Here is a 26,675-nt window from a genome sequence, read left to right on the forward strand (position 1 = left end):
ATTGGCTGTCTTAGATGCATTTCACCGGCTTGGGCAGACCCGCTATCTTGGTCGCCTGCTTGGCGGGCCCCAGGGGGAACAGCTTGTAGAGATAGCGGCTGTTGCCCTTCTGGGGGCCGAACTGCTTCTCCATCGCCTTGACCAGGGCGCGAATGGCGGGGGAGGTATTGAACTCCAGATAGAAGGCCCGCACGAAGCGCACCACTTCCCAATGGGATTCGCCCAGCTCGATACTCTCTTGGGCGGCCAGCACCACGGCCAGCTCCTCACTCCAGTCATTCACATTGAGCAGATAGCCCTTGGTATCGGTCTCGATAGTGCGCCCGTTGAATGTCAGCACCGGATTATCAGACATGCGTGCCTCCTTGGGGCAAGTCAGGATGGGGTCGGCATGGTAGCGTCTTGGGACGCCGCGAGCAACCGGCTCTGGTTGGCCAGCGCCAGCAGCTCATCGGCCAGCTGGCTGATGAGATTCAACTGCTGGCTCAACATCAGTTGCTCCTCCGTGCTCTCCTGGGTGGGCAGGGGACAGCTGGCTTGCTCCGCCAGGGGGTCATCACCGGCCAGCTGGCCAGCGGCCAGGGCCAGGGTATGACTCAGGTGGCGGCTGATCTGGCTGAGCCCTGGGATGGGTTCTAGTTGATCCCGGTGGGCACCCAGCGCCGAGATGTAGGAGAGCAGGGCATGGTTGCGCCAGGTCAGGGTGAAACAGAGATCCAGGAAGCGGCGCCTGCGCTGGGGTTCGACCAGCATGCTCTGCCAGGCCATGGCCAGTTCGCTGTCGGCCAGGTGGGCATTCTTGCGGGCGATGCGGTAGTCGAGGGATTCATCGCGGCGCAGGTGCAAGCTGGCGAGCACGGCTTCCAGATAGCGGGCATTGGCCGACAGCGAGTTGGCGATGAGCTGCGGCAGGCGCTTGTACTGCCAGTCAGGCCAGAGCCAGGCGACCAGGGCATAGGAGAGCAGGCAGCCGAGCAGGGTGTCGAGCAGGCGGGGCCCCAGGATGGCGAAGCCGATGCCATCGAGCAGGTTGAATGCCATCAACACATAGAGGGTGATGAAGCAGACGGCGGCGCTGTAGTTGCTGCGCACCTGGGTGAAGAACAAGAAGGCGGCCAGCCCCATCACCACCAGCTGACCATGGAGAGTGGGCAGCAGCCAGAGAATGGGCACGCCGACCAGCAGGCCTGCGAAGGTGCCGAGCATGCGCTGCATCAGGCGGCGGCGGGTCGCGCTGTAGCTGGGTTGGCAGACAAAGAGCACTGTCAGCAAGATCCAGTAACCCTTGTCCAGGTGGAAGGCCTGCAAGATGCCATAACCCACCACCAGTCCGAGCGACAGCCGCAAGGCATGGCGAAATACCATGGAGTCGAGGCTCAGGTGCTGGCGCAACTGGGTCAGCAGGGGGATGTGAGGCGGCCTGGCCAGGGGGGGCAGGCTTCCTTGCGTCGCCGACGGGTTCTGCAGCTCCTCGGCGCTGGTCAGCAGCTGATTGATGCTGGCCAGATTGCGGCGCAGGAACTTCATCGGTGTCAGCAGGCTCTTGGGATAGTGCTGCTTGAGATGGGTGAACTCGAGCTGATCACCAAGGGCTTCCAAAGCCCAGCGAATGCGTTTGGGATGGCGGTAGGGGCTGTGCACCAGGATGGCGTAGCCGAGCTGCTGGCAGGCTTCCGCCAGTTGCAGCAGCACCTCCTGGAAGCCATCGATGACCAGCCCCTGCTTCAGCTCGGCCTCGAGCTGGCTATAGGGGTAGTGACTCGAGGTGGCACGCTCGTGCATCTCAAGGGCCAGCAGATAGAGGCGCAATAGACCCGCGAGTTCGGGGGCCGGTTGGCGGCGCTGGCTATGCAGCCTGGCATTGAGCGCCGTCTTGGTGAGATTGAGGGAGCCGACCAGCTGAATATTGAGCTGGGCCAGGTTGTGGCGAATGGCCTGGGCGCCATGTTCATCGGCGGGGAAGAAGCGGGATTTCTCCCGCAGGTAGCGGGAGAGGGCAAAGTAACTCTGGGCAAGCTGTTCGTGCAGTGTCTTGTAGGGCAAGAGCCAGAGCCAGATGAGCGACACCACCCCGTACCAGAGGGCACCAGCAGTCAGCACCAGCGGTTGGTAGAAGAGATCCGGCGCCTTGGCGGCCCCCAGCATGGTGTAGATGGCGATCAAGAGCGAGCCGAAGCTGATGGTGGCGTAACGTTGCCCCAGGGCGCCGACCATGACGAACAGGAAGGTGGAGCCCGCCAGCCCGAGGGCAAACAACCAGGGTGTCGGAAACAGATACTGGACGCAGAGGGAGGCGAATAAGAAGCAAGCCAGCGTCATGGTCAGGTTCTTGACCCGTCCCCAGAGGCTGTCATCGGTTTCGGCGATGGCCCCGGCGACCACCCCGAGGGAGAGCAGCACGGTGAGCTGGATGTCGCCCACGACGAGGGCGATGGCGAGCAGACCCAGTATGGCGATGAGTACCTTGAGGGCAAAGTAGACATGGCTGTCGGTGAGCAGGCGGCGCAGCAGGCCGGAGTATTCAACAGGCATGGGGGCAGAGAGTCTCTTGCGATACGAGGTCAGCAGTGTAACGCGAACGCCATCAAATGACCCTGATTTGGATCAGGCTGGCCGGGGAGCATGCAATAAAAAACCCCGCCGAAGCGGGGTTGGTGGTCATCAGTTGCGGTTGCCGCCGAGCAGGCTGAGCAAACTCAGGAAGATGTTGTAGATGGACACATAGAGCGTCACGGTCGCAGAGATGTAGTTGGTCTCGCCGCCGCGCACTATCTGCTGGGTGGTCAGCAGGATGGCACCGGATGAGAACAGCATGAACATGGCGGACAGGGCCAGGCTCAGGGCGCTCATCTGCAGGAAGATGTTGGCGACCATGGCCACCAGCAGCACCCAGAAACCGACGAACAGCATGCCGCCGATGAAGGAGAGATCCCGCTTGGTGGTCAGGGCATAGGCAGACAGACCGAAGAAGGTCAGCGCCGTGCCGCCCAGCGCCGTCATCACTATCTCGCCGCCGCCATTGTTCATGTACATGTTGATGATGGGGCCAAGGCTGTAACCGAGCTGGCCGGTCAGGGCGAAGGTGAATACCAGGCCCATGCCATTGTCGCGGTTCTTTTCGGTCAGGAACATCAGACCATAGACGCCAACCAGGAAGATGGCCCAGTGCAGGGGCGGCATGTTCATCACAGTGGCTACCCCGGCGACGATGGCAGAGAAGCCCAGGGTCAGGGAGAGCAGCATGTAGGTATTGCGCAGCACCTTGTTGGTATCACGCACGGCACCCTGGGTGCCGGTATAGACAGAACGGGTATCCATCTTGTTTTCCTCGTTGGTACTGGGGAGGACGAAACCAGTCGTCCCTTCAACCTATTGTATGGAGAACAAATGGGGATGACGAGAAGCAATTTCAAGTCGACCCCCAGATGCCTGGCAACACTATTCCAGAGCCATTATGTATTGTATCTGAACAAGGGCTGGTTGACTCCCCGACCTGCCCGCGTCGGTTTCACCCTCTGGCGAAGGTCGGCCTCTCCCTCATACCGACCAGCCTGCGGGTGCCAGCTACCGGGATCCTCGCCTCTTTCGACCACACACCAGGGCATCACTGCTCGGGAGGCAGCGACCATTCGCCACTTATGAGCAGCGCCATCGCCCGCTCGGCCAGAGACGAGACATAGGCATCCTGACGCTGCACCAGGCCTATGGTCTGCTGGCGGGTCAGCTCGGGGATATCGATGCGCTGCAATCGGCCTGCCCACTGTTGCTCAAAGTCGTGATACCAGGGGGCCAGGGTGAACAGATCCGTGCTTGAGACCGTCTCGAGTATGGTCTCCCAGGAGTTGGATTCGAGCATGACGTGGTGCAGATCCGAGCCATGGCTCGCCAGGATCTGTTCGGCCACTCGGCGGGCATGTACATCCTGGCGCGGTGCGGCGCTCCGGTAGGGGAGCAAGTCGCTGATACCGGGCGCCGCTATCTTGGTGAGCGGGTGGCCGCTGCGCACGACGACACACATCTCTATCTGCGTCAGGGGGCGGGCCAGCAGATTGGCGGGCAGGACATCCGGCAGACCGGTCACGGCAAAATCGAGCGCGCCGGCCTCGACCAGCTCGAACAATTCGGCGCTAAAGGCCACCTGGATCTGGATCCGGGCGCCGGGTCTGTCATGGATCAATCTCGACAGCAGGCGCTGGCTGATATGGCGGGCGAGGGTCTGACCGACCCCTATCCGGACCCGGCCCCGCAAGCCTGCGGTCATCTGGGTGATTTCGTGCTCGGCATCTTGCATGGCTACTCGGGCATGCTCGCTGTGTTTGCGCAATACCTCACCGACAGGGGTCGGCTCGACACCCCGTGAGGTGCGCACGAAGAGGGTGGTGCCAAGCTGTGACTCGAGCCGCTGAATGGCCCGGGTCAGTGCCGACTGGCTCATGCCCAGCTCGTCTGCGGCTTTGGCGATGTTGCGGTAATCGCATACCAGCAAGAAGTAATCAATTTCGCGGGATAGCATCATCGATATGCATACCGTGCATGGTTATGGGCGTATTGGTCATTGAAACACAGAGCGTGAGTTATTCACAATGATTTAACAATTTCGTCAACCTAGGCACTAGGGCGCGATTGTAGGCAGACCAGCCGGGCAAACCGGGTCCGGTCAGACACAAATGGATTTGTGGAGCAACAAGATGCGTAACACCATGCTATGTGTGATCCCGCTACTGAACGTGGCGAGTTTCCTCGCCCTGCCGGGCACGGCTCAGGGGGTTGAGTTTGAGGGGGCTGGCGGCAACGTTGTGATTAACGGTGCCATGACCATGGGGACCTCCATTCGTACCGACAATCGCGATCCCTCTCTGGTATACGGTGCCAATGCCACGGCAGTGGGGATCCATGACGGGGCGAGCAGTGGTCGCAATCAGGATGATGGTGACCTTAACTACGACCGTGGTGATTCCGTCTATAAGGTGGCCAAGGGCTGGCTCCATCTTACCTATACCAAGGATAATTATGGCGTCGAACTCAGTGGCAAGGCCTGGTATGACGTAGGCCTGGAGAAGGGACCCGTGGCCTGGGGCAACTCTCCCGGTGGTTATCAGGGGGGGGAGCCGCTCTCGGACGAGGGCGCCGCCACCCGATCCAAATTTGCTGGGGCTGTGTTCAACGATGCCAATGTCTTCGGTCGCAATCTGATAGCCGAGATCCCGGTGAGCTGGAAGCTTGGCTGGCAGCGCATCGACTGGGGTAATCAGTATTATGCCTTCGGTGGCCTGCGGGATCTGATGCCGGTGGACTTCCCGGCCGAGCTGCGCCCGGGCGTCAAGCGGGACGAGGAGACACGGATCCCCATTCCGGCGATCTTTATCCGCGCCGAGCTGACGCCGAGCACGGCCCTGGAGGCATTCTGGCAGTTCGCATTCACGCCGAACTCCCCCAATCAGTGCGGAACCTTCTATTCCCAGGTTGACTTCGTGGCCCAGGGCTGTGATGTCATCACCATAGGCAACGCCTCGGATCCGCAGGCCATCAACAATGGCGTCGTGGTCAACCGGGCCGATACGCAGGACCCCTCCAACAGTGGCCAGTTCGGGGTTGCCCTCAAGCACAGGGTCGATGCACTCAATACCGAGTTTGGTCTCTATGCGGCCCAGTTTCACTCCCGCTCCAGCTACTACAGTGCGGTCAAGTCAGAGCGCCCCGCGGGTCCGCCGCTGCTCCCGGGGGATCCCGGCGGCAAGAACCCCGAGTACTTCACCGAGTATCCGGAAGATATCCGCATGTATGCCCTCTCATTTGACAGCAAGTTGGAAGATACCAGCCTGTTTGGCGAGCTGGCTTACCGACCCAATCAGCCATTTCAGTACAACGCTGTCGATATCCTGAGCGGTTTTACCAGCAAGGGAGGGGCGACTCCGCTGCGCCCTCAGATCGACAGTCTGGCTCCGGGCGAGAGCTTCCATGGCTACGAGCGCCACAAGTCGATGCAGCTGCAACTAGGCAGCAGCATGCCATTCAACGCAGTGCTTGGCGCGGCAAAGGGTCAGTTCGGGATCCAGGGGATCTACCGGCTGGTGCCCGATCTGCCCGATGTGGATAGCGTGCGTTTTCGTCGTTCCGATGTGTTCGGGCAGGGGCCGGTCAACGGCGACTGCACCGGTTCAAGCGTGCAGTGCTCGAGTGATGGCTATGTCTCGAAGCAAGCCTATGGCTACAGGGTGCAGGCCAATCTCGTCTATCAGAATGTGGTCAGCGGCGTGAATCTTATTCCCTCTCTGTTCTTCGGCCACGATCTCTCTGGCTGGAGTGAAGACGGCACCATACTCGAGGATCGCAAGTTCGCCATCCTCTCCCTCAAGGCCGTGTTGAACAGGGCCTATACCGCCGAGATAGCCTGGCTACCCATCTGGGGTGGTGACTACAACAACTTGCGCGACCGCAGTGTCGCCCAGGCCACCCTTGGCATGCAGTTCTGATCTGTCAAAAGAAGCCGCATTTTAATTTAATCAACGAGGTAAACGATGAATCTCACTCCTACTCTCCGCCATCTGACCGCGCTGGCCCTGCTGGCTGGTCTGTGCAACAACGCCTTCGCCTGGGATCAGGCCAAGGCCGTCGAGGAGGGCATCAAGGCCATCTCGGCCGGTAAAGATCCTATCCCGGGACCGCGTAGCTGTTTCTGGGCCCGGGGCCCGGCCAGCGCCGATCCCTACATCAACATCGCCTACCCGGATGCGGCTACCTTCTACTGGGCCGCGGTGTTTACCATCCCCGAAGGGGCCAAGCTCTCTCTCGAAGGGCAGTACCCCCACTCACGCTATATGTCGCTGATCAGCTATGACGAAGCCGGCCGCCCCCTAGAATCGGTGGCCGACTATCTGATCAAACCGAAAGAGGGGGCGATCAACCCCTTCCTGACCGGGGCCGATCGTACTGGCAGTGCCCGTTCTTATAGCCTGAACGTCATCGATGCCAAGCCGGATCCCAAGCAGAAGACGGGCATGAACCTGGTGGGTGAAAGTCGTGACAGCCTGCACGCCCCCAAGTACGGCAAAGGCCCGGGTCAGCAAACTGTCCTGTATCGCATCTATGCCGCCGATCGGGGGCAGGATGAGACGGGAGGCGTGGGCCTGCCGACCCCCGTACTGACCCTGGCCGATGGCAAGGTGCTCAAGGGGGCCGAAGCCTGCCCGGCACTGCGAACCCGCCAGCCGCTGCAACTGGACCCTGCCGCCATGGCGGTGCCGATGGAGAAGTATCAGGCGCTGCTCAACGCCGCCGCCAAGCGTGGCCCCGCAGCCCCGGCGACCAACCCGCCGACCTGGTACCAGCAACTCGATCGGGAGGCGCTCTACGCCATCTATACCGGTGAACCGCTCAAGGCGGATGCCAGGCGCAGCGAGGGTGGCTTCTACCCCAACCTCGATAACCAGTACATCCGCACCATTCTTAATCGCAAGTTGGGCAAGGTGTTCGTGGTGCGCGGCAAGGCGCCGACTACGCCGAAAACCCTGGCCGGTGAGAGCAAGATGGGGGAGGGGGATCTGCGCTACTGGTCCTTCTGCTCGAATCAAGGCTTTGCCAATACTCGCGTCAACGACTGCGTTCAGGATGAGAATATTCCTGTGGGGCCGGATGGTTATTACACCATAGTGGTCAGCCGTGCCGAAGACAGGCCGCGTAATGCCACTCCCCAGTGCGGTGTCGCCTGGCTGCCGATGGCCGATGATGGTGATGGTGCCGGTGATGCCGATGTGACTGTGCTGCAACTGCGTCATATGCTCGGCACCGGCCAGTTCCAGCATGCGGTGCAGAATGTCGGCAAGCCCGGGGATGAAGCCAAGGACATGGGTGAGTACTACCCCCGTGGCCGCTATCTGTCGACTTCGGCCTTCGAGACGGCGCTGCCTTGCCTGATCGAGCAACGCTAGCGATGGCTGAGGAGCAAATATGATGACAACACAGTTGGCATCGGCATTGGCAATGCAGCGCGCCGCCCGTCAAGGGCGGCCTGGGCCAGATTATGCACAGCGCCGCGCCGATCTGCTCAGCCTGCAGCGCTTCGTGCGTGACCATAAGGAGGCGATTGCCGAGGCCATCAGTGCCGACTATGGCCATCGCTCCTATCACGAGACGATGTTGCTGGAGGTCTTTCCGGTCATCGATGGCATCAGCCACGCCTTGAAACATCTGCGCCGCTGGATGCGTCCCCAGCGGCGCGGCATCGATCGCCTGGTGTTTCTCGGTGCGCGCAATCGGGTGATCCCGCAGCCCCTTGGGGTGGTTGGGGTGATAGTGCCGTGGAACTTCCCAATCAATCTCAGTCTGTTGCCGTTGACCTATATATTCGCCGCCGGTAACAGCGCCATGGTGAAGATGAGCGAGCACTCCCGCCATCTCGCCCAGTTGCTGATCGCGCGGATGCCGGATTACTTCCCGCCCCAGAAGCTGCAATTTTTCGAAGAGAGCGGCGAGGTGGGCATCGCCTTCTCCCGCCTTCCATTCGATCATCTGCTGTTTACCGGATCTGGCCAGACGGGGCGTGCGGTGATGGCCGCTGCGGCCCAGAACCTGTGCCCTGTCACTCTGGAATTGGGGGGCAAGGCGCCGGCCATTGTCTGTGATGATTTTCCCCTGCACACCGCCGCCGAGCGCATCTTGTATGCCAAGTTTGTCAATGCAGGTCAGGTGTGTACCACTGTCGATCATGCTTATCTGCCGCAGGATAGTATCGATGAGTTCGTGTCATTGGCGCGGCGCATCGTGGCGGCTCGCTACCCGCGCCTCGATTCGCCGGACTACACCAGCATCATCGACTCGCGTGCCTTCGAACGGTTGCTGCACGCATTGGATGAGGCCCGCGCTCGGGGGGCCATCCTCATTCCTCTGCTGGAGGGGCCCTGGTTCGATCCCATCAGCCGCAAACTGGCTCCCCATCTGGTGCTCAATGCACCGGATGATTGCCTGTTGATGCAAAGGGAGATCTTCGGCCCTATCTTGCCGTTGATCGGTTATCGGCAACTCGACGAGGTGATCGAGCGGGTTAACGCCGGGCCTCGACCCTTGGCGGTTTACCCGTTCAGCTATCAGGCCCCTCGGGTTGAGCGGGTACTTGAGCGGATAATGTCCGGGGGCGTCTCGGTCAATGACGCCCTGTTCCATGTCGGTCAGCATGACCTGCCCTTCGGGGGCGTCGGTGAGTCCGGCATGGGCCATTACCATGGCAAGGAGGGGTTCGAGACCTTCTCCAAACTGCGCCCTGTGTTCTACCAGGCCCGCTTTTCGGGATTGAGGCTGCTGGCTCCCCCATATGGCAAGATCATCGATCGCGTGCTCGCGTTTTTGCTGCGCTGAGGGGCAAAAGAGAGGCGCTATCTCGCATTGATCGGCCAGCGCCTCTGCATCTTGAAAACAGCAGGCCCACAGTGATGCGGGCCTGCTGTGCTGTGCTGTTCTGGGTGGGAGTCGGGGTTCAGCCCGACTGTTCCGCCAGGGCGGTGAGGGCCACGCCTTTGTCGCAGTACATGGCCTTGTCAGCCTGGATCAACCACTGCTCCGCGCTCCAGCCACTCTGATAGTGACTGACGCCTATGCTGATCCCCACTTGCATGGCCTGGCCGTCTATCTCGAAGGGGGCGGCCATGGCGAGGCGGATCACCTCGGCGACATCGTGAGCCTGTTTGAGGCTGTAACCGGGCAGCAGCAGGATAAACTCGTCCCCCGCCAGCCGGGCAAAGAAGCAGTGATGGCCGATGGCGCTGGTAATGCGCTGAGCGAGCTGGCAGAGGATGGCGTCCCCCTGGCTGTGGCCGAAGTTGTCATTGATGCGTTTGAAATCATCGAGATCGCAAAATAGCAGGCAGCCTGGTGCGGGTTGAACTATTTGCTGGCGCAGCCGGTTCATCAGGCTGAGGCGATTGGGAAGGCCGGTGAGGGGATCGCGCTGGGCGAGCTGCATGATCTCCGCTTCACGCCGCTTGCGCAGGGCCACCTCCTTGCTCAACCGATCGTTGCATAGCCACAGATAGAGGGCCAGCACCAGGATCAGGGCTGTGGCGGCCAGACTCAGCATGAACCAGGGGCGCCAGAAGACCCATTGGGCTGAGGGGGCATGGTAGAGAAAGTCGGTCAGGGGCACCTTGTGTTTGAGGAGGCCTATCTCCACCAGCTGGTTGAGAATATGTTCGAAACGGGCGGGGTTCATGTAGCCCATTTCCACATAGAGCGGCTGGATCATCTCCTTGCTGACCTGCAGCTCGTACTCCATGTGTGCCTGGGAGCGAGCCACCCCATATTGATCACGCAGCAGTGCGATGGCTTCCTGAGGGTGGGCCAGGGCGTACTGCCAACCGCGCAGGCTGGCAGCGCGAAAGCGCTCGACCCTCTCGGGGTGCTCGGCCTGGTTCGCCTGGGTGGTAAAGAGGATGTCACTATAAAAATCCACGCCGTAGTTGCGTGGACTGATGACGGAGACAGGGATGCCTCGCTCCTCCAGATAGAAGGGCTCGTTGCTCAGATAGGCATTGAAGATGTCGACTCGCCGCTCCACCAGATCGTCGATGTTGACCGAGGTCTGCAACGGGATCAGCTCATCTTCGCGGATCCCCTGATAGAAGAGGGTGGCCAGCAACTCGGCGTCCTGATGCTCGGGGAACATCATGATGCGTTTGCCACGCATGTCGGCAAGGGTGAGAATATTGCTGTCGCGCCGGGCGAGGAAAATAGACGGAGAGTGCTGGAAGATGGCCGCCAGTGCCAGAAGGGACTCCCCTTCGGCGTACTGGGTCAACACCTCGGTATTGCCGACACCAAAGTCGGCCCGCCCGCTCAACACCTCTGCCACCGGGCTCAGCCCCTTGCCCCCCTGGCGGATCTCGACGTCCAGGCCCAGTTCTGCGTAGAAGCCCTTGGCCTTGGCCATGTGATAGCCAACGAATTGGGGTTGATGTAGCCAGCGCAGTTGCAAGACAACGCTGTCTGCACCGGGCGCAGTATCTTCGCTGGCCTGAGCCGAGGGAATGGTCTCAAGGCAGAGCAAGATCAAGTAAAATAGGCATCTCATCATCCGTGCGAGTCTTCAATTTGTGAGCCAGTGTGGGATGTTATTATCGGGCACGTTTGAGTGCCAACTACCATGAGAATACGTCAAAATGTTGCCTATGTATCGCATCCTGTCACAAAACGAACACTTCCTGGTCATCGACAAAGGGCCTGGAATTGGCATGCATGACGAAGGAGGAGACGCGGGTCTGGTGAGCCTGGTGCGAGCCGACACCGGGCTCGAACTCTATCCGGTGCACCGGCTCGACAAGATGACCTCGGGCCTGCTGTTACTGGCCCGTACCCCGCAGGCTAATCGGGCGCTGAGCATGAGCTTTGCGGAGCGGCAAGTGAGCAAGCAGTATCTGGCTCTTTCTGACTGCAAACCCAAGAAGAAGCAGGGCTGGATCAAGGGCGACATGCAAAAGGGGCGAGGTGGCAGCTGGCTGCTGACCCGCAGCCTGGAGAACCCCGCCATCAGCTGGTTCGATTCCACGCCGGTGCGAGAAGGATTACGCCTGTTTCGTATCAAGCCCCAGACCGGTAAGACCCATCAGATCCGGGTTGCCATGAAGAGCATAGGGGCCCCCATCCTGGGTGATGCACGCTATGGCGGTAGCCCGGCTGAGCGCGGTTATCTCCATGCATGGCGCCTCGACTTTGTCCTCTGGGATACCCCTTTTTCCTTCGAGTGCCCCCCCGAGTCAGGTCCGGCATGTAGCGCTCCTGAACTGGCGGCGGCGATGGCAAGGCTGGCGCCCTGATGCCAGCGCCCGGCGCAAGCCAGGATCCCGCGCTGCGGGAAGGGGGACTCGGGCCCATTGGTGAGGGTCTCATTCTGGCCGACTTCGATGGCACCCTGGCGCCGGGTGACAGCCATGCCGGTCTGCTGCGTTTCATCTTGGTCAGGCGCCGCTGGCCGCTGCTGCTGTTCCCTCTGCTGATCCTGGGGGCGCTGCTTGTTCTTTTACCTGGGAGGTCATTTGCCAGGGGGAGAGGGTGGGGGATCCCGCTCATCTGGTGGAGCATTACCTTGGGTCTCTCTCCCCTGGCCTGGCGAGCCTGGGTGCGTGCTTACAGCGCCAGCCGTCCGGGGCTCTTTGTTCCTGCCAGAGCCTTGCTGGCGGGCTACCATCACAGGCTCTGGATAGTGTCGGCCAGCCCCCGGGCCCTGGTGCGAGGCCAGCTTGCCTTGGCACTGGCCCATGAGCCCGACGGCAAGCCATGGCCTGCTCATATTGAGGCGACCCGGCTGCGTTATGCCTTGGGTGGCTTGATCCCGCGCCACTACTGCCATGGCGCCGCCAAGATAACCCCGGTCATGGCCCGGTTGAAGGTCGCGCTCAGCCTGAGTGACAGCCTGCACGATCTGCCGCTGCTGCGTCTGGGCCGCGTGGCCTGGCTTATCAATCCGGCGCCCAGCCTGTTGCGCCGTGTCAGGACTCGATTACCCCATATTGTGGTCAAGCAGTGGCGACTGCCTGCGCTGCCCCCTCGCCCTTGAGCATCTTGTAAGCCAAAGCTGACAGCCTGAATGGGGGGGGGCCGTCACTACCCGTTGCCATTGCTAATGTAACAAATTATTTACATCCATTACCCCGTTCAGCCCGCCGACTATCTGAGCCTGTCCTCTTTCCTTCCCGCGACAGCGCACCTCTAATGAAACAAGTTGTTAACACCCATGTTCAACCTGATTTCGTGCAAAAGGAGCGCACCATGATTGCAGCCAAGGCGACCGCCGCCAACACCATCAATCCCCTCGGCACAGACGGCTTCGAGTTTGTCGAATACACGGCGCCCGATGGCAAAGGCATCGCCGCGCTCAAGGCCCTGTTTGTCTCCCTCGGTTTCGCCGAAGTGGCTCGCCACAAACACAAAGAGTGCTGGCTCTATCGCCAGGGGGAGATCAATTTTGTGGTCAACGCCGAACCGCACTCCCAGGCTGAGCAGTTCGCCAGCGTCCATGGTCCGAGCGTGTGTGGCATGGCGTTCAGGGTCGACAATGCGGGCAAGGCGCAGCAGTACGCCCTGGCTCAGGGCGCCAAGCCTTTCGTCGGCAAGATAGGGCCCATGGAGCTCAACATCCCCGCCATCTATGGCATCGGCGAGAGCACGCTGTCGTTTGTGGACCGCTATGGCAGTCGCGGCTCCATCTATGATGTTGACTTCGTCTTCCACCCAGACTGGCAGGCCCGGATGGAGGCGGTTGACGCCGGGCTCTACGAAATAGATCACCTGACCCACAACGTGCAGCGTGGCAACATGGATGTCTGGTCGAACTTCTATGAGCGAATCGGCAATTTTCGCGAGATCCGCTACTTCGACATCGAGGGCAAATTGACGGGTCTGCATTCCCGCGCCATGACGGCCCCCTGCGGCAAGATCCGCATTCCCATCAACGAGTCCTCCGACGACAAGTCCCAGATAGAGGAGTACCTGCGCCAGTACAAGGGGGAGGGGATACAGCACATCGCCATGGCCTCCAGGGACATCTACCAGACGATCCGCACCCTGAGGGAGAGGGGCACCGCCTTCATGTCGACCCCTGATACCTATTACGAGAAGGTCGACGAGCGGGTGGCCGGTCATGACGAAGATCTGGCGGCGCTCAGGGCGCTGAGCATCCTGATCGATGGCGCCCCTACCAAGGACGGCATTTTGCTGCAGATCTTCACCGATACTGTGATAGGCCCCGTCTTCTTCGAGATCATCCAGCGCAAGGGCAATGAAGGGTTCGGCGAGGGGAATTTCCAGGCACTGTTCGAATCCATTGAGCTGGATCAGATCCGCCGGGGTGTGCTCAATGATGAATAAGGTCGGGATGAGCCAATGTGGGGCTCACCTCTTGTCCCGTGGCGGGATCAGCCCCGCGCAAGGAGTCCGTCATGCGTAACTGGATCAACTTCCCCCATAGAGAGGGCACGGCATCGCGCCAGGCTCATGCCGACTTGCCCGAGCAGGCCATCTTTGAGCGGGAGCTCGGCCGATCCGGCTTCTTCGGTCCCGCCACCCACATGCATCACAAGCATGCCCCGACCGACTGGATCAGCTGGGAGGGGCCGCTGCGACCAAGGGCCTTCGATCTCAATGGACTCCATGCAGAGATAGACTCGCTGTCGCCCTGGGTGGTGCCGGACCTGCTCCATAACGCGCACTGTCGTTACCGGGTCTGGCGGCTGGCGGACAAGATGCCCTTCCTGGTACGCAACGCCGATGGCGATGAGTTGCTGTTCATCCACGAGGGCAGTGGCGAACTGTTCTGTGACTATGGCCACCTCAGCCTGCGCGATGGGGACTATGTGGTGATCCCCCGAGGCACCATGTGGCGAATCGAGCCGCACGAGCCCCTGTTCATCCTGCTCATCGAGGCTACCAATGACAGCTATCAGCTGCCGGACAAGGGGCTGGTGGGCAATCATGCCATCTTCGACTCGGCCGCCCTGGTGGTGCCTGCCATCGACGAGGCGTTTCTCGCCCAGCAAGATGAGCAGCCCTGGTCGCTACAGATCAAGCGCCACAATCAGGTCTCTGTGGTGACCTGGCCTTTCAACCCCCTCGATGCCCTTGGCTGGCACGGGGATCTGACCCTGGTCAAGCTCAACTGGCGTGATATCCGTCCGCTGATGAGCCATCGCTACCACCTGCCACCCTCGGCGCACTCCACCTTTGTGGCGAGCCGCTTCGTGGTCTGTACCTTCGTGCCGCGCCCCATAGAGAGCGACCCCGGTGCGTTGCGGGTGCCCTTCTATCACAGCAACGATGATTTTGACGAGGTGCTCTTCTATCACGCGGGCGACTTCTTCAGCCGCGACAACATAGAAAAAGGCATGGTCACCTTCCATCCGGCCGGTTTCACCCATGGCCCGCACCCCAAGGCGTTCGCGGCAGGGCAGGCCTATGCCAAGAAGTTCACCGACGAGGTGGCCGTGATGCTCGATACCCGGGATGCCCTGCAGGTCGGGGATCTGTGCGAACGGGTCGAGAATGGCCAGTATGTCAACAGCTGGCAGCCACTGCCGAAATAGCCCCAACCGCATGTTTGCATTGAGAGAAAAGGAACAAGGATGAAACTGGCAACCCTGAATAATGGCCGTCGCGACGGTGCCCTGCTGGTGGTGAGTCGCGATCTGGGCCGCGCCGTGCAGGTACCACAGATAGCCCCTAATCTGCAGGGGGCGCTGGATGAGTGGCACAGATTGGCGCCCCGTCTCGAAGCGGTTTATCAGGCCCTGAACGAGGGGGAAACCGACGGCGCCTGCGCCAGTGCGTTCCCCTTTGACGAAGGCGCTTGCCTCTCGCCGTTGCCCCGCGCCTATCAATGGCTAGACGGCAGTGCCTATGTCAACCACGTGGAGCTGGTGCGCAAGGCGCGTGGCGCCGAGATGCCGGCGAGCTTCTGGCAGGATCCCCTTATGTACCAAGGGGGATCGGACAGCTTTCTGCCGCCCCGTGGCCCCATCCTGATGGCCGACGAGGCCTGGGGCATCGATTTTGAGTCCGAGATCGCCATCGTCACCGACGATGTGCCCATGGGGACGCCGAAAGGCAAGGCGGCTCGCCACGTTCGGTTGCTGATGCTGGTCAACGATGTCAGCCTGCGCAATCTCATTCCGGGTGAACTGGCCAAGGGGTTTGGCTTCTTTCAGTCCAAGCCCTCCAGTGCCTTCTCGCCACTGGCCATTACCCCGGACGAGCTGGGGGAGGCCTGGGCGGATGGCAAGGTGCATCTGCCACTGCGGACTCACCTCAATGGCGCTCTGTTTGGGGCCCCCGATGCCGGGGTGGACATGACCTTCGATTTTCATGATCTCATCGCCCATGCGGCGCGTACAAGGCCGCTCGGCGCGGGCACCATCATCGGCTCCGGCACCATCTCCAACTATGATCGCAGCGCCGGTTCGGCATGCCTCGCCGAGCGCCGGATGCTGGAGATAATCGAGTCGGGTCAGGCAACTACTCCCTTTCTGCGCTTTGGTGATACAGTGTCCATCGCGATGCAGGATCGCAATGGACTGAATCTGTTTGGGACCATATCTCAACGAGTGACCCAAGCGGAATGACATGCAAAGGCGGGCATGCCCTGCCCGCCAGGACAGGGACAGACTATGTTGCAGTTGTATGGATATTGGCGCTCGTCAGCAAGCTATAGGGTCAGGCTGGTGTTGCAACTCAAAGGATTGAGTTACGAACAGAAAACCGTTCACCTGGGCAAGGGTGAGCAGAAAGATAAAGTCTTCAAACGTATCAATCCCCAGGGGCTGGTGCCCTTTCTCATCGATGATGAGATAGAGATAGGCCAGTCGGTGGCCATCATGGAGTACCTTGATGAAACCTATCCCGCTCACCCTCTGATGCCCTCAAAGGCTCAGGACAGGGCGCGGGTTCGCCAGATAGTCAACATGATTGCCTGCGATGTACACCCGCTCAACAACTTGCGGGTGCTCGACTATCTGGAACAGGAGCTGGGTCTGGAGCAGTCTCGCCGGGATGAGTGGTATCGTCACTGGATTGATGAGACCTTCCGGGCGCTGGAGCCCCTGTTGATGACCACGGCCGGCGTCTATTGCGTCGGCAACGAGGTCACATTGGCAGACTGCATGCTGGTGCCTCAGGTGTATAACGCCCGACGCTACCAGATGTCCCTGGATGAATATCCCACCATAGCGCGCATCGTCGCCAACTGTGAGCCCTTGCAGGCCTTCGTCAAGGCCGCGCCCGAGCAGCAGCCCGACGCCCCCTGAGGTGGTAACCAGAAACGACAGCGCCCTCGCATTGCGGGGGCGCTGTCGTTTCTGGCCCTTGACGAAGTCAGGGCCGCCTGGTCGCCGAGTGGGTCAACGGATGGCGCGGGCCTGGCCGAGCAAGATGGCCTCGTCGGTGGCGTCGTAGATCATGACGCCGATATGGGTGACCTGGCCACAGAAGTCTGCCAGGGGCACCAGGGTCAGGTTCTGGTACATGAAGGGCGCCGCCCCCGTGATGGGGCGATAGTTGGAGAAGCGCAGCAGATAGGGGCGCTGTTCCCAGGTACTGAAGGCGCGGTTGTTGAGGGTGAATACCTGATTGGCCTTGCGCTCGAACCAGGGCCTGTCCAGCTCTTCGAACAGGGTGAACAGCTCACGGTCACGCACCTCGGCGGCCAGACGGCCGCTGTGGCTCTCCATGAAACCGTTCCATACCTGAACCTTGAACTGGCGATCCAGCACGATCAGGCCCACATCCAGGTTCTGGACTATGTTCATCAGCCAGTGAAATTCCCGTATTTCCATGTGAACTCCTAGAGCAGGTGTTGAACCTTGTGATTCATGGTGGCGATGGAGTCCTCGGTGAACAGCAGCAGCAGATCGCACTGCACGCCATAGCCCTGGATCTTGTAGTTGATCTCGATGGCCAGGGTGCGGCGCCAGCGGTTTTTGTTGGTGTCGATGAGCTCGTGGATGGGTCTGTGCTGACCGAGTAATACCGGATGGCCTTGGCTGAAGTGGGTATCGAGCTGGGCACTGAAACCGCGCAGGAAGGCGCCGATCAGCACGTTGGCGGTGTCCATCAGCAGTTCCAGCTCGGCGGCTCTGTCGAGTTCCCCCTCATGCTTCATCAGCCGTGCCAGATCGGTGAAACTGGCATCGTGGAACAGCAGCAGCGCCTCACCGGCGATACCGGCCCCGATGAATCCCTGGCACAGGGCGGAGAGGGTCTCCGAGCGGGCGGCAGAAGAGAGAGCCATGTGCAGCTCCGACACCTCGAGCACATTGACGTTGGGGATGGGCAGGATGACGAAGGCGTCGAGCAGGCGGGCCAGCAGCGCGGCGGCCTGGCCCATGGCGACGTTGGCCAGCTCCTGATAGAGATCCCGAGTCTGGGGGCACAGTTGCAGCTCGCTCTGCGAGGGTGCATCCGCCGTGGCGTCATCGGCGCTGGCCAGGGCCATCACAGGGACTGTCGCGCTATGGAGACTGGCCTGCTCCTGCTTGGGTTGCCAGAAGCCGTGTTGTTGCAAGAAGGCTTGCAGCGTCTCGGGGGAGGCGGGTTTCTTGATGAAATCCAGTGCGCCCAGGGCCATGACCCTGGCATGCGCCTCGGGTTGTATGTCCCCCGAGACCACCAGCACCTTGCTGCGGATCCCTTCTCGCTGGAGGGTCTCCAGCACGCCATAGCCATCCATCTCTGGCATGGTGAGATCGAGCAACACCAGGTCGCCATGGCCCATCAGGATCTGCTCCAACCCTTCCACGCCATTGGCTGCCTGGTGCAGGGTGATGGCCCACTCCTGGGGCAAGGCCCGGGCCAGCTGCTTGCGGGCAAAGCCCGAATCATCACAGATCAATACATTCATGGGGCCGCCCTCTTATAAATCCTGAAGATAAGTGTGGCCCGTCCACCTCAGCTGCCATGACATTGGGGTGGGCAACGGCGAGTGCTAGCGATCCCGCCGGTAACGTTCCGAGTATTTTTCGACAAACTCGGCAAACAGCTTAACACGCAGCGGGGCAAAATTGGGTTGCGTCACCAGCATGTAGAAGGGGCGACTAGCGGTTTTCCAGTCGGCGAGAACCGGATGAAGCTGACCCGCCTGCCAGGCCTGGTGTGCCAGATGGAGGGGCACATTGATGATGCCCAGATGCTGGCTGGCTGCCCGTACCGCGGCCTGAGTCTGGCTCACGGTCAATTTGGCCCGGGTGCGGATCTGGGCAACCGCCCCTTCCCGGTCGTTGAGTTGCCAGTGCTGGTGCGGCCAGCAGTAGATGAGATCGTGATCCGCCAGGGCATGTGGGTGCGCGGGCTGGCCCCGTTTTTCCAAATAGAGGGGAGAGGCAAAGAGGCCGTATTCGACCCGGCCCAGCAGGGTGGCATGGGCCAGGGTCTGCGGCAGTTCGCCATGGAACAGCACCAGATCCTTGTCGCCTTCGAACAGCTGTTGATGATCATTGGTCTGGCAGATGTCGAACTCTACTTCAGGATGGTGCAAGGAGAAGTCGGCCACCATGTCGATGAGCAGGGTACTGGAGAGGGCGATCGGCGCCGCCAGCCGGATAAGGCCAGCCAGGTCAGCCTCCTTGCCCTGGATCTCCCCCGTTGCCTGTTCGATCTGGGCCAGTGGCGTACAGAGTCGCTCGTAGTAGCGCAATCCTTCGTCGGTGAGGCGGATCTTGCGAGTGGATCTGTGCAGCAAGGGGTAGCCGAGGGCCTCTTCCAGATGAGTAATGCGGCGACTGATGCTGGCGGTAGGCATGCCCAGGGCACTGGCTGCGTGGGAGAAGCCCCCCTCCTGTACCACCTTGACGAATAAATAGAACTCTTCGATGAACTTCATAGGAGGCATGGCACTCGAGTCAAACAGTGACCTTAAGAAGCGGTCCCCTCCTTGGCAAGGGCAATCACGGCTTTAATTGATCTGGATTAGGTTCGACTCGAGTTGGTACTGATGCAACAGGCGCACGAACTCATCGGGCTCCCGGTCCAGGCTGCTGACCGGTACCAGCAGATCGTAACCTATCAGTGTCCGCAGCCGGGTCATGCGGTTGGCCAGCATGGCTATCACCCCCTCGTAGTCCTGACCCTCCCCTGAGCGATAGTGACTCTCTTCGAACAAGTCATCGAACTGGCTGGCGCAGGTGCCTGTCGGGCAGTCGGCCTGCTCGCTCTGCAGCACCTGCATCAGCACGGCCCGTTGCTCGGTGAGTATGCCCACCGCCAGTCGAGGTGTGATCAAGTTCAAAAAACTGTCGTAATCTTTTATCCGCAAGCCAATGTAGGGGATCTCGACCAGATCCCAGCCCAAATGGATGCGGGGTCGATCGATCCGTTGGATATTTACCCATTTGAGAACCCACCCACCCTGTTTGTGGTGATATTGCAAGCAGTCGTGACAGAGAGAGAGACTGAAATGAGGCTCTCTTAGCTTCAATGAGCCGATAAACAGTGTCATCAGACCAGTCAGCAGGCCGCAATAGACAGGGATTAGTGGTTGTTCACTGAATAAAAAAAGTATAGAAATCATGGCAATGGTTACTATTAACCCGAGCAATACCAGCGTGAGTCCGTTTCTTCTGACCATGGGTTGTACGTGCAGTGTTTTCATATGAGGACGACCTTGCCGCTCTTCCTATACTTTCAGTCTAAGCCCCATATCAAGATATGTTGTAGTCAGGCAGATATGGCGCCGTGGACGATCGTTCCTCACTCTCAAGGAACAAGCTGATGAATCACCATAACAGATGAATACGCTCGACGAAGGCACCCTCGACAGCTTTGAGGTGTTGCATACGCCTATCTGGGTCTATGACATTCTCCATCACCGCATTTTTTGGGCCAATGAAGCCGCCCTCGCTATCTGGGAGGCGAGCTCGCTCGCCGAACTCAAGGCGCGGGATTTTGGTGCCGACATGGCCGATGCCATCGCTCTGCTGCTGCAACGCTATCTCGGTGACTTCCAGCAGGGGCGCAGTTACAGCGAGTGGTGGAGCCTCTCCCCAAAGGGGGTGAAGAAGCAGGTCTATCTCCGTTTGTCCGGGGTGCAGCTGGCGGGGCGCCTGATGATGATGACCGAGGCGGTGATCGATGCTGACAGCCTCCATCAGCAATCCTCCCTCGCCACCGGTGACACCCTGGCCTGCTTGTTCGATGATGACGGTCAGCTGGTGAGTGGCAATCACCACTTCGACGCCTGCTTCGGGGGCAGTATTGATACCCTTGGGCAGGTCTTCTCCGGTAATGACGATGCGTTCTTCAATAAGTTGTCGCGCCTCGATGAGGTGGTGACCGAGGGGGAGTGCCGCACCCTGCGGGGCATGCGCTGGTTCCAGTACCAGTTTCGCCATATCCAGCAGGGGGCGCAGACGCTGCTCACCATGCGAGACATCACGGATCGCAAGCTCGAAGAGCTGGAGCATCGCCATCTCGCCTGGCACGACTCCCTGACCGGCCTGCTCAACCGTTATGGTTTGATGAAGTCGCTGGAGGCTTACTGCGGCATGGGGGGCCGCTTCGCCCTGGTGTTCATGGATCTGGACAATTTCAAGCTGGTCAATGACAACTATGGTCACAAGGCCGGCGATCGCCTGCTCGAGCGGGTGGCGGGTCGTCTCAAGCAGGTCTGTCCGCGCGATGTGGAATTGGCCCGGCTCGGGGGGGATGAGTTTACGGCGCTGGTGCCTCTGACGAGCGGCAGCGAGCGGGCTCAGGAGGTGGCGGATCTGATGCTCTCCCAGATGAGTAAACCGCTGCAATTGAGTGGGGTGCCCGAGGTGACTATCGGCGGCAGCATCGGTATCGCCGTCTACCCGGACGATGCCGATGATGGTGACAACCTGATCACCCGCGCCGACATGGCCATGTACCAGGCCAAGCAGATGGGGCGGTTGCGTTGGCAGCGTTTCACCCCCAGCATGCAGCAGAACCTGCATCGCAAGCTGACCCTCAAGCAGTTCCTGGCCAAGGCCATAGGCCGCCAGGAGCTGAGCCTCAACTATCAGCCCCAGGTCGATGCCGCCAGCCAGCAACTGCTCGGCTTCGAGGCGTTGATCCGCTGGCATAATCCCGTGCTGGGGCAGGTCTCCCCGGGGGAGTTCATTCCCCTTGCCGAGGAGATGGGGCTCATACGCGAGATAGGGGGCTGGGTACTGGATAAGGCGCTGGCCCAAATGGCCCACTGGCAACGTCACTTTGGAGTGCGGGTGCCGGTCTCGGTCAATCTGTCCGGTTTTCAGCTGGCGCCCTCCCTGCCCGAGCAGGTGGCCGCCTCGCTCAAGGAGCATGGGGTGGATCCCCATCTGCTGACCCTAGAGCTGACTGAAACCGTGTTGATGCTCGACATGAACGGCTGCATCGGCATTCTGGATCGCCTGAGTGAGCAAGGGATCAAGATAGCCATCGACGATTTTGGCACGGGTTACTCCTCCCTGGCCTATCTCAACCGCTTGCCCATCGACACCATCAAGCTGGATCGCTCCTTCGTGGTGGGGCTCAACCTGCCGGTGATCCGCGCCACTGTCGCCATGGCAACGGGCCTGGGGCTCGGCATCATGGCGGAGGGGGTGGAGGAGGAGCATGAGCTGGTGGCACTGCGCTCCCAGGGATGCCATGTGTTCCAGGGTTTCCTGTTTGGCAAGCCGATGACGGTGGCCGACATTGAGGAGAGCCGCTTCATCCTCTACTGCCCGGTGGGGGAGTTTGTCCTCGGCCAGTCATAGATAGAAAGAGGGCCTTGGGGCCCTCTGTTTTTTTAGGTTAGAGTGTGGCCCTTATCAGGAGACAGCATGAACCAGACCATAGATCTTATTCTCTCCCATCGCTCTATTCGCCAGTTCACAGCGGATCCCATCGCGGCCGAGCAGCTGGATCTCATATTGCAGGCAGCCCAGGCGGCGGCCAGCTCCAGCTTCCTGCAAGCCAACAGCATCATACGGGTGACGGACATGGCACTGCGCCAGCAACTTGCCCAGCTGGCGGGGCCCCAGCCTTATGTGGCCCAGGCCGCCGAGTTTCTGGTGTTCTGCGCCGATTTTCATCGCCACCTGCAAATCGTGCCGCATGCCTACACAGGGTTCGTGGAGCAGCTGATGATTGGTGCCATCGATGGGGCCCTGATGGCGCAAAACGCCTTGCTGGCCGCTCAGTCTCTTGGCCTTGGCGGCGTCTATATCGGTGGCATTCGCAACCACCCCGTCGAGGTGGTGACACTGCTCGGTCTACCCAAGCATGTGATCCCGCTGTTTGGCCTCTGTCTGGGTCACCCCGAGCAGCAACCCGAGCAGAAGCCTCGTCTGCCCCAGGCCATGGTGGTGCATGAGAACCGTTATCCCGCGCAACTCGACAGGGAACTGCTTGCCGATTACGATCGCCAGATCCAGGCGTACTATCAGGCTCGCAGCAGCAACAACAAGGTGCAGACCTGGAGCAGCCAAATCGAGGCTACCCTCGGCAAAGAGGCGCGCCCCTTCATGGATGCTTTCCTGCAATCCCAGGGATTTAACCTCAAGTAAGGCCTCATTGGCGGGGGAGGCTACCCTGTTTGGCTCAAGTATTGACGGCGACGGACGATATTAAAGGCGCTCTCTCCTTGATGATGACTTGGTGAGACTGTGAGCCCTGCCGGCTATCGCACTGGGGTAAGCTGTTGTAGGATCAGGCAATTGGATAGGGAAGGAACGGATAAAGCCTATGATTTTAACACTGATATTGCTGTCGATCGGCGCGCTTCTGTTTCTGGTGATCGCCTATAACGTCATGCAGCAATATAAGCAGAAGGCGGAAGCCGACAAGCGCCAGGCCATTGCCAAGCACAAGTCCATCGCCGATGAGACCGAAGAGGTGCTGCTCAACGTCAACCTGGTGCCTTTCTCCAAGAATCTGGTGTTACTGCTCCAGCACAGGATCCTGGACGCTTACCGCGCCATCGCCCAAGTGATGCCGGGGAACGCTCAGATCCGTCAGCGTGTCTTGGATGTGCAGACCCAGATCAAGAATGTACGGGAGAACTACAGCAGCCACGATGAGGGCCACTTCAAGACGCCGGAATCCGATCGCCAGGCGATCCAGATGCTGCAACTGGTCAAGAAGATGCGCGCCGTGCTGCGGGTCGAACACAACAAGGGCAAGATAGATCCCCAGGGCTTTGCCCAGGAAGATCGCCGCCTCGAACTGATGCAGCTCAAGATCAACATCGCCAACCTGCTCAAGCGGGCCATGGATGCCCAGATCCAGGGGCAGTATGGAACCTGCCGCCAGCTGTTCACCAAGGGGCTGGCGGCGGTGAGCAATATCGGCGACAAGGATGCCTATTTGTTGGCCCGGGAGGAGGACATGCGTCAGGGGCTGCAATCGCTGGATGAACACCTGGCCCAGCAGAGTGAGTCCGAGCTGCAAAACATCAAGGATAAAGAGACCGATGAACTCGACATCCTGTTCCAACCCAAGAAGAAGTGGTGACATGACCCATCTCCTCGACGAAAAACTGGGGCCCATGGCCCCTTTTGTTATTGGTCTGCTGCGGGAGCTGGACGCGCTCGGTATCGATCTCTGCCAACCGGAGATCGATCACCTCTGCTATCGCGCGGCCAGCCCGGGTGAATACCTGCTTTTAAGCGACTGCCTGGCCGATGCCGGCGAACTGCTGGTGGAGGGCATGATAGGAGGGCGCCCCATCGCGACTTACCGTTTGCATCAACCGCTGCACATTCAAATGCGCAGCAAAGATGGCGCAGCGATCGACACCCAGGTGCCCTGCATCGAACTGGCAGCGCCCAAGCCGGGCCGCAATCATCAGGCGGGTCTGGAGCATATCGAACTGGTGGTGGCGAGTCTGCCAGCCCTGGTGGCGGCGCATCCCCAGCTTGCCTTCAAGACAGGCAACATGGGGGACAGTCGCAATCCGGATGTGGGGCTGATGCTCGGCTCGGGGCAGGTGAAATTCCACCTGCGCTCCCTCGCAGCTGTCATCGAAGAGGAGATTGGCACGGCGGCCGTGGTGCCGGTGCCGAGGGATTACTTCACGCAGCAAGATTGAGGCCGGTCAATTCAAACGGCCAGTGGCTGATCGCGATGGGCCTTCTGGCGAGCCAGCCATAACGAGAGGCCAGCCGTCACCAGCAGCACCAGCTCTATTCCCAAGACCAGACCCGGCAACTGCCCTCGCTCCCAGAAGGGATGCAGATAGAAGCCCCCCAGGCTCGCCCCCAGGTAGTAGGCAACCAGATAGAGTGAAGAGGCCAGTGCCCGGTTGTGCTCCACATGCTGACCGACCCAGGCGCTGGCACAGGCGTGGGCGAGGAAGAAGCCAAAGCTCGACACCAGCAAGCCCCCGAGAATAAACGCCAGCGTCTGGCCGAGCAGCAGTAGGCCCCCCAGCGCCATCAAGGCGATCCCCACCAGCAACAGCTGTTCTGCCCCGACTCGTTGGGCGCAGCGGCCGCTGATGGAGGAGGCCAGGGTGCCCGATAGATAGGTCAGGAACAGCATGCCGAGCCACTGGGGCGGCAGGGCGAAAGGCTCGGCCGAGAGCAAAAAGGTGAGGTAACTGAACTGATTGAGGAACACCAGAAAGTTGAGGCCGCCGATGAGGTAGGCGCCGACTAGCAAGGGATTGCGCAAGTGGCTTCCCAGCGCTTGCCTGAGCTGGCCAGGCGTGGCGAGGGCCGGGGTGAAGTTGCGCTGAACCGGAAGCAACCACACCACCAGCGGAAAGAGCAGCACGCTGATGACGCCTATGCCCAGAAACGTGGCGTGCCAACTATCAAACCAGCCAGCCAACAGGCCGCCGAGCACCCGACCGGCAATGCCTCCCAGGGAGTTGGCGGCGATGTAGATCCCCACTGCCGAGATGAGGGCACGGCGATTGAACTCCTCACCCATGTAGGCGATGGCGGTGGCTGGCAGCCCGGCCAGCAGCATGCCTTGCAGGATCCGCAGCAGGACAAGGGATTCAAACTGCTCGACACCGCTTGCGATCAGAGAGAGGGCAATGGCACCGGCCAGGGTCCACAACATGACTCGGCGGCGGCCGAAACGGTCGGCAAGGCGGGCACAGACCAGCAGGGCGAAGGCGAGCCCGGCGGTGCAGCCCGCCAGGGTCCAACTGGAGTAAAGGGAGCTGATGGAGAACGAGTTCGCCAGCATGGGGAGCAGGGGATGGGTCTGGTAGAGATTCAGAAACACCAGAAATGAGCCCAGGCTCAGGGCCAGGGTGGCGCGCAGCCACTCGCGACTTCCTACTTCGATCATGGGGAGACTCCAAGGTTTTCCCTAGATTAGTGGGTCGCCTTCTATAAATATAATATATTTAAGTTATCCAACTCATAACGAGAATTGATATGGACCTCAAGCAGCTCGGCTATCTGCTGGCGGTGCGGGATACCGGCTCCTTCACCCGGGCCGCCCAGCAACTGCATGTGGCACAACCTGCGGTCAGCATGGCCATTGCCAAGCTGGAGCAGGCATTGGCGCTGCGCCTGTTCGATCGCCAGGACAAGTCGGTGCGACTCACCCCTGAGGGGGAGGTGCTCTGTCGTCATGCCGAGCGCCTGCTGTTGCAGATGCATCAGGCCGAGGCCGAAATGGCCGAGCTCAAGGGATTGGAGCGAGGGGAGGTGCGCATCGGCATTCCCTACATGATGGGCTCTTACTATTTTCCGCCCATTCTGATGGCCTTCAAGCACCAGTACCCCGGTCTCAAGATCCGAGTGGAGGAGGCGGGTACCCGGGAGCTGCTCAGCCGCATGGTGGCGGGGGAGCTGGATTTGGCCATCTTGATCACCAGCGATCTGCCGCCCGCCCTGGAGGGGGGACAGCTGCTGCGCGAGGAGATGCTGATGGTGGTGGGACAGGATCACCCCTTGCATGGGGCTCCGAGTGTCACCCTGGCCGAGTACTTCCAACAGGAGCTGGCGGTGTTTCGCCGTGGCTTCTATCACAGGGAGCACATGGAGGTGCTCGCCCAGGGGCTCGGTATTGAGCCCAATATCGCGTTCGAGAGCAATCTCATCCCCCTGCTCAAGGCGGTGGTGCGCCAGGGCTTTGCGGTGAGTACCTTTCTGCGCATGGTGGTAGAAGAGGACGCTGAGCTGGAGGGGATTGCCTTCGAGCCGCCTATTTTTCTGGATCTCTGCGTCGCCTGGCGGCGGGTGTAGCCGCGCGGGTGAAAT

23 protein-coding genes and 1 pseudogene are annotated in these 26,675 nt (G+C 60.4%); 14 read left to right on the forward strand and 10 right to left on the reverse strand.

What is annotated here, in order from left to right; genetic code table 11:
• Nucleotides 1–10: 10 nt before the first annotated feature.
• The 4 genes from BN1130_RS18410 to BN1130_RS18425 all read right to left on the reverse strand — a co-directional run bounded on the left by BN1130_RS18410 (nucleotide 11) and on the right by BN1130_RS18425 (nucleotide 4,516).
• Entirely contained in the window at nucleotides 11–355 is a 345-nt protein-coding gene (locus BN1130_RS18410) for a TusE/DsrC/DsvC family sulfur relay protein (protein ID WP_042043788.1), read from the reverse strand.
• A 20-nt stretch (nucleotides 356–375) separates the two neighbouring features.
• Nucleotides 376–2,532, reverse strand: a complete 2,157-nt coding sequence (yccS, locus tag BN1130_RS18415) for a YccS family putative transporter (RefSeq protein WP_042043789.1) — start codon at nucleotides 2,530–2,532, stop codon at nucleotides 376–378.
• A gap of 129 nt (nucleotides 2,533–2,661) precedes the next feature.
• A complete protein-coding gene (locus BN1130_RS18420) occupies nucleotides 2,662–3,318 on the reverse strand; it encodes a Bax inhibitor-1/YccA family protein (protein WP_042043790.1) in 657 nt (218 codons plus the stop codon).
• Between the two features lie 286 nt (nucleotides 3,319–3,604).
• Nucleotides 3,605–4,516 carry a LysR family transcriptional regulator gene (locus tag BN1130_RS18425; RefSeq protein ID WP_084218256.1) on the reverse strand — a complete coding sequence of 304 codons (912 nt, stop codon included), beginning with the start codon at nucleotides 4,514–4,516 and terminating at the stop codon, nucleotides 3,605–3,607.
• Nucleotides 4,517–4,688: 172 nt separating this feature from the next.
• On the opposite strand from BN1130_RS18425, the gene BN1130_RS18430 reads away from it, so the two are divergent.
• The 3 genes from BN1130_RS18430 to BN1130_RS18440 are packed head-to-tail and all read left to right on the forward strand — an operon-like array spanning nucleotide 4,689 to nucleotide 9,351.
• A complete protein-coding gene (locus BN1130_RS18430) occupies nucleotides 4,689–6,473 on the forward strand; it encodes a DUF1302 domain-containing protein (RefSeq protein ID WP_042043792.1) in 1,785 nt (594 codons plus the stop codon).
• A gap of 45 nt (nucleotides 6,474–6,518) precedes the next feature.
• Nucleotides 6,519–7,928 carry a hypothetical protein gene (locus tag BN1130_RS18435; protein WP_042043793.1) on the forward strand — a complete coding sequence of 470 codons (1,410 nt, stop codon included), beginning with the start codon at nucleotides 6,519–6,521 and terminating at the stop codon, nucleotides 7,926–7,928.
• A gap of 19 nt (nucleotides 7,929–7,947) precedes the next feature.
• The gene (locus BN1130_RS18440; RefSeq protein WP_052448263.1) at nucleotides 7,948–9,351 is read left to right on the forward strand and encodes a coniferyl aldehyde dehydrogenase; all 1,404 of its coding nucleotides are present in this window, start codon (nucleotides 7,948–7,950) and stop codon (nucleotides 9,349–9,351) included.
• 118 nt (nucleotides 9,352–9,469) lie between these two features.
• On the opposite strand, the gene BN1130_RS18445 is transcribed toward BN1130_RS18440, so the two are convergent.
• A complete protein-coding gene (locus BN1130_RS18445; protein WP_042043794.1) occupies nucleotides 9,470–11,062 on the reverse strand; it encodes a GGDEF domain-containing protein in 1,593 nt (530 codons plus the stop codon).
• Between the two features lie 94 nt (nucleotides 11,063–11,156).
• Between BN1130_RS18445 and BN1130_RS18450 the strand changes: the two genes are divergently transcribed.
• The 6 genes from BN1130_RS18450 to maiA all read left to right on the forward strand — a co-directional run bounded on the left by BN1130_RS18450 (nucleotide 11,157) and on the right by maiA (nucleotide 16,778).
• Nucleotides 11,157–11,801 carry a TIGR01621 family pseudouridine synthase gene (locus BN1130_RS18450; protein WP_042043796.1) on the forward strand — a complete coding sequence of 215 codons (645 nt, stop codon included), beginning with the start codon at nucleotides 11,157–11,159 and terminating at the stop codon, nucleotides 11,799–11,801.
• Nucleotides 11,801–12,541, forward strand: a complete 741-nt coding sequence (locus tag BN1130_RS18455) for an HAD family hydrolase (RefSeq protein WP_084218258.1) — start codon at nucleotides 11,801–11,803, stop codon at nucleotides 12,539–12,541. Before BN1130_RS18450 ends, BN1130_RS18455 begins: the two co-directional genes overlap by 1 nt.
• A gap of 212 nt (nucleotides 12,542–12,753) precedes the next feature.
• Nucleotides 12,754–13,851, forward strand: coding sequence for a 4-hydroxyphenylpyruvate dioxygenase (hppD, locus tag BN1130_RS18460; protein WP_042043797.1), 1,098 nt, complete (start codon nucleotides 12,754–12,756; stop codon nucleotides 13,849–13,851).
• 71 nt (nucleotides 13,852–13,922) lie between these two features.
• Nucleotides 13,923–15,062 (forward strand): homogentisate 1,2-dioxygenase, encoded by a 1,140-nt coding sequence (locus BN1130_RS18465; RefSeq protein ID WP_042043799.1) that lies wholly within the window; start codon nucleotides 13,923–13,925, stop codon nucleotides 15,060–15,062.
• 39 nt (nucleotides 15,063–15,101) lie between these two features.
• The gene (locus BN1130_RS18470; RefSeq protein ID WP_042043800.1) at nucleotides 15,102–16,097 is read left to right on the forward strand and encodes a fumarylacetoacetate hydrolase family protein; all 996 of its coding nucleotides are present in this window, start codon (nucleotides 15,102–15,104) and stop codon (nucleotides 16,095–16,097) included.
• 45 nt (nucleotides 16,098–16,142) lie between these two features.
• Nucleotides 16,143–16,778: a maleylacetoacetate isomerase gene (gene maiA / locus BN1130_RS18475; RefSeq protein WP_042043801.1), complete on the forward strand. Its 636-nt coding sequence runs from the start codon at nucleotides 16,143–16,145 to the stop codon at nucleotides 16,776–16,778.
• A 93-nt stretch (nucleotides 16,779–16,871) separates the two neighbouring features.
• Here the strand turns inward: maiA and BN1130_RS18480 are convergent, their stop codons facing one another.
• From BN1130_RS18480 to BN1130_RS18495, 4 genes are all read right to left on the reverse strand, one after another.
• Nucleotides 16,872–17,306, reverse strand: coding sequence for a PAS domain-containing protein (locus BN1130_RS18480; RefSeq protein WP_042043802.1), 435 nt, complete (start codon nucleotides 17,304–17,306; stop codon nucleotides 16,872–16,874).
• 8 nt (nucleotides 17,307–17,314) lie between these two features.
• Complete coding sequence (locus BN1130_RS18485; protein ID WP_042043804.1) at nucleotides 17,315–18,370, reverse strand: response regulator; 1,056 nt, start codon at nucleotides 18,368–18,370, stop codon at nucleotides 17,315–17,317.
• Between the two features lie 84 nt (nucleotides 18,371–18,454).
• Entirely contained in the window at nucleotides 18,455–19,348 is an 894-nt protein-coding gene (locus BN1130_RS18490; RefSeq protein WP_042043805.1) for a LysR family transcriptional regulator, read from the reverse strand.
• 72 nt (nucleotides 19,349–19,420) lie between these two features.
• Nucleotides 19,421–20,116, reverse strand: coding sequence for a DUF2982 domain-containing protein (locus BN1130_RS18495; protein ID WP_042043806.1), 696 nt, complete (start codon nucleotides 20,114–20,116; stop codon nucleotides 19,421–19,423).
• A gap of 136 nt (nucleotides 20,117–20,252) precedes the next feature.
• Between BN1130_RS18495 and BN1130_RS18500 the strand changes: the two genes are divergently transcribed.
• From BN1130_RS18500 to BN1130_RS18515, 4 genes are all read left to right on the forward strand, one after another.
• Nucleotides 20,253–22,226 (forward strand): putative bifunctional diguanylate cyclase/phosphodiesterase, encoded by a 1,974-nt coding sequence (locus BN1130_RS18500; RefSeq protein WP_042043808.1) that lies wholly within the window; start codon nucleotides 20,253–20,255, stop codon nucleotides 22,224–22,226.
• A 66-nt stretch (nucleotides 22,227–22,292) separates the two neighbouring features.
• A complete protein-coding gene (gene nfsA / locus BN1130_RS18505; protein WP_042043810.1) occupies nucleotides 22,293–23,018 on the forward strand; it encodes an oxygen-insensitive NADPH nitroreductase in 726 nt (241 codons plus the stop codon).
• Between the two features lie 178 nt (nucleotides 23,019–23,196).
• Nucleotides 23,197–23,964 (forward strand): hypothetical protein, encoded by a 768-nt coding sequence (locus tag BN1130_RS18510; protein ID WP_042043811.1) that lies wholly within the window; start codon nucleotides 23,197–23,199, stop codon nucleotides 23,962–23,964.
• A 1-nt stretch (nucleotide 23,965) separates the two neighbouring features.
• Complete coding sequence (locus BN1130_RS18515) at nucleotides 23,966–24,541, forward strand: VOC family protein (protein WP_042043812.1); 576 nt, start codon at nucleotides 23,966–23,968, stop codon at nucleotides 24,539–24,541.
• An 11-nt stretch (nucleotides 24,542–24,552) separates the two neighbouring features.
• Here the strand turns inward: BN1130_RS18515 and BN1130_RS18520 are convergent, their stop codons facing one another.
• Entirely contained in the window at nucleotides 24,553–25,755 is a 1,203-nt protein-coding gene (locus tag BN1130_RS18520; RefSeq protein WP_042043814.1) for an MFS transporter, read from the reverse strand.
• Nucleotides 25,756–25,844: 89 nt separating this feature from the next.
• Here BN1130_RS18520 and BN1130_RS18525 point away from each other — a divergent pair.
• Nucleotides 25,845–26,654, forward strand: a pseudogene (locus BN1130_RS18525) (LysR family transcriptional regulator); the annotation flags it as partial.
• Nucleotides 26,655–26,675: the final 21 nt, after the last annotated feature.

The sequence above is a fragment of the Aeromonas rivuli genome, from assembly GCF_000820045.1.
Lineage (GTDB): Bacteria > Pseudomonadota > Gammaproteobacteria > Enterobacterales > Aeromonadaceae > Aeromonas > Aeromonas rivuli.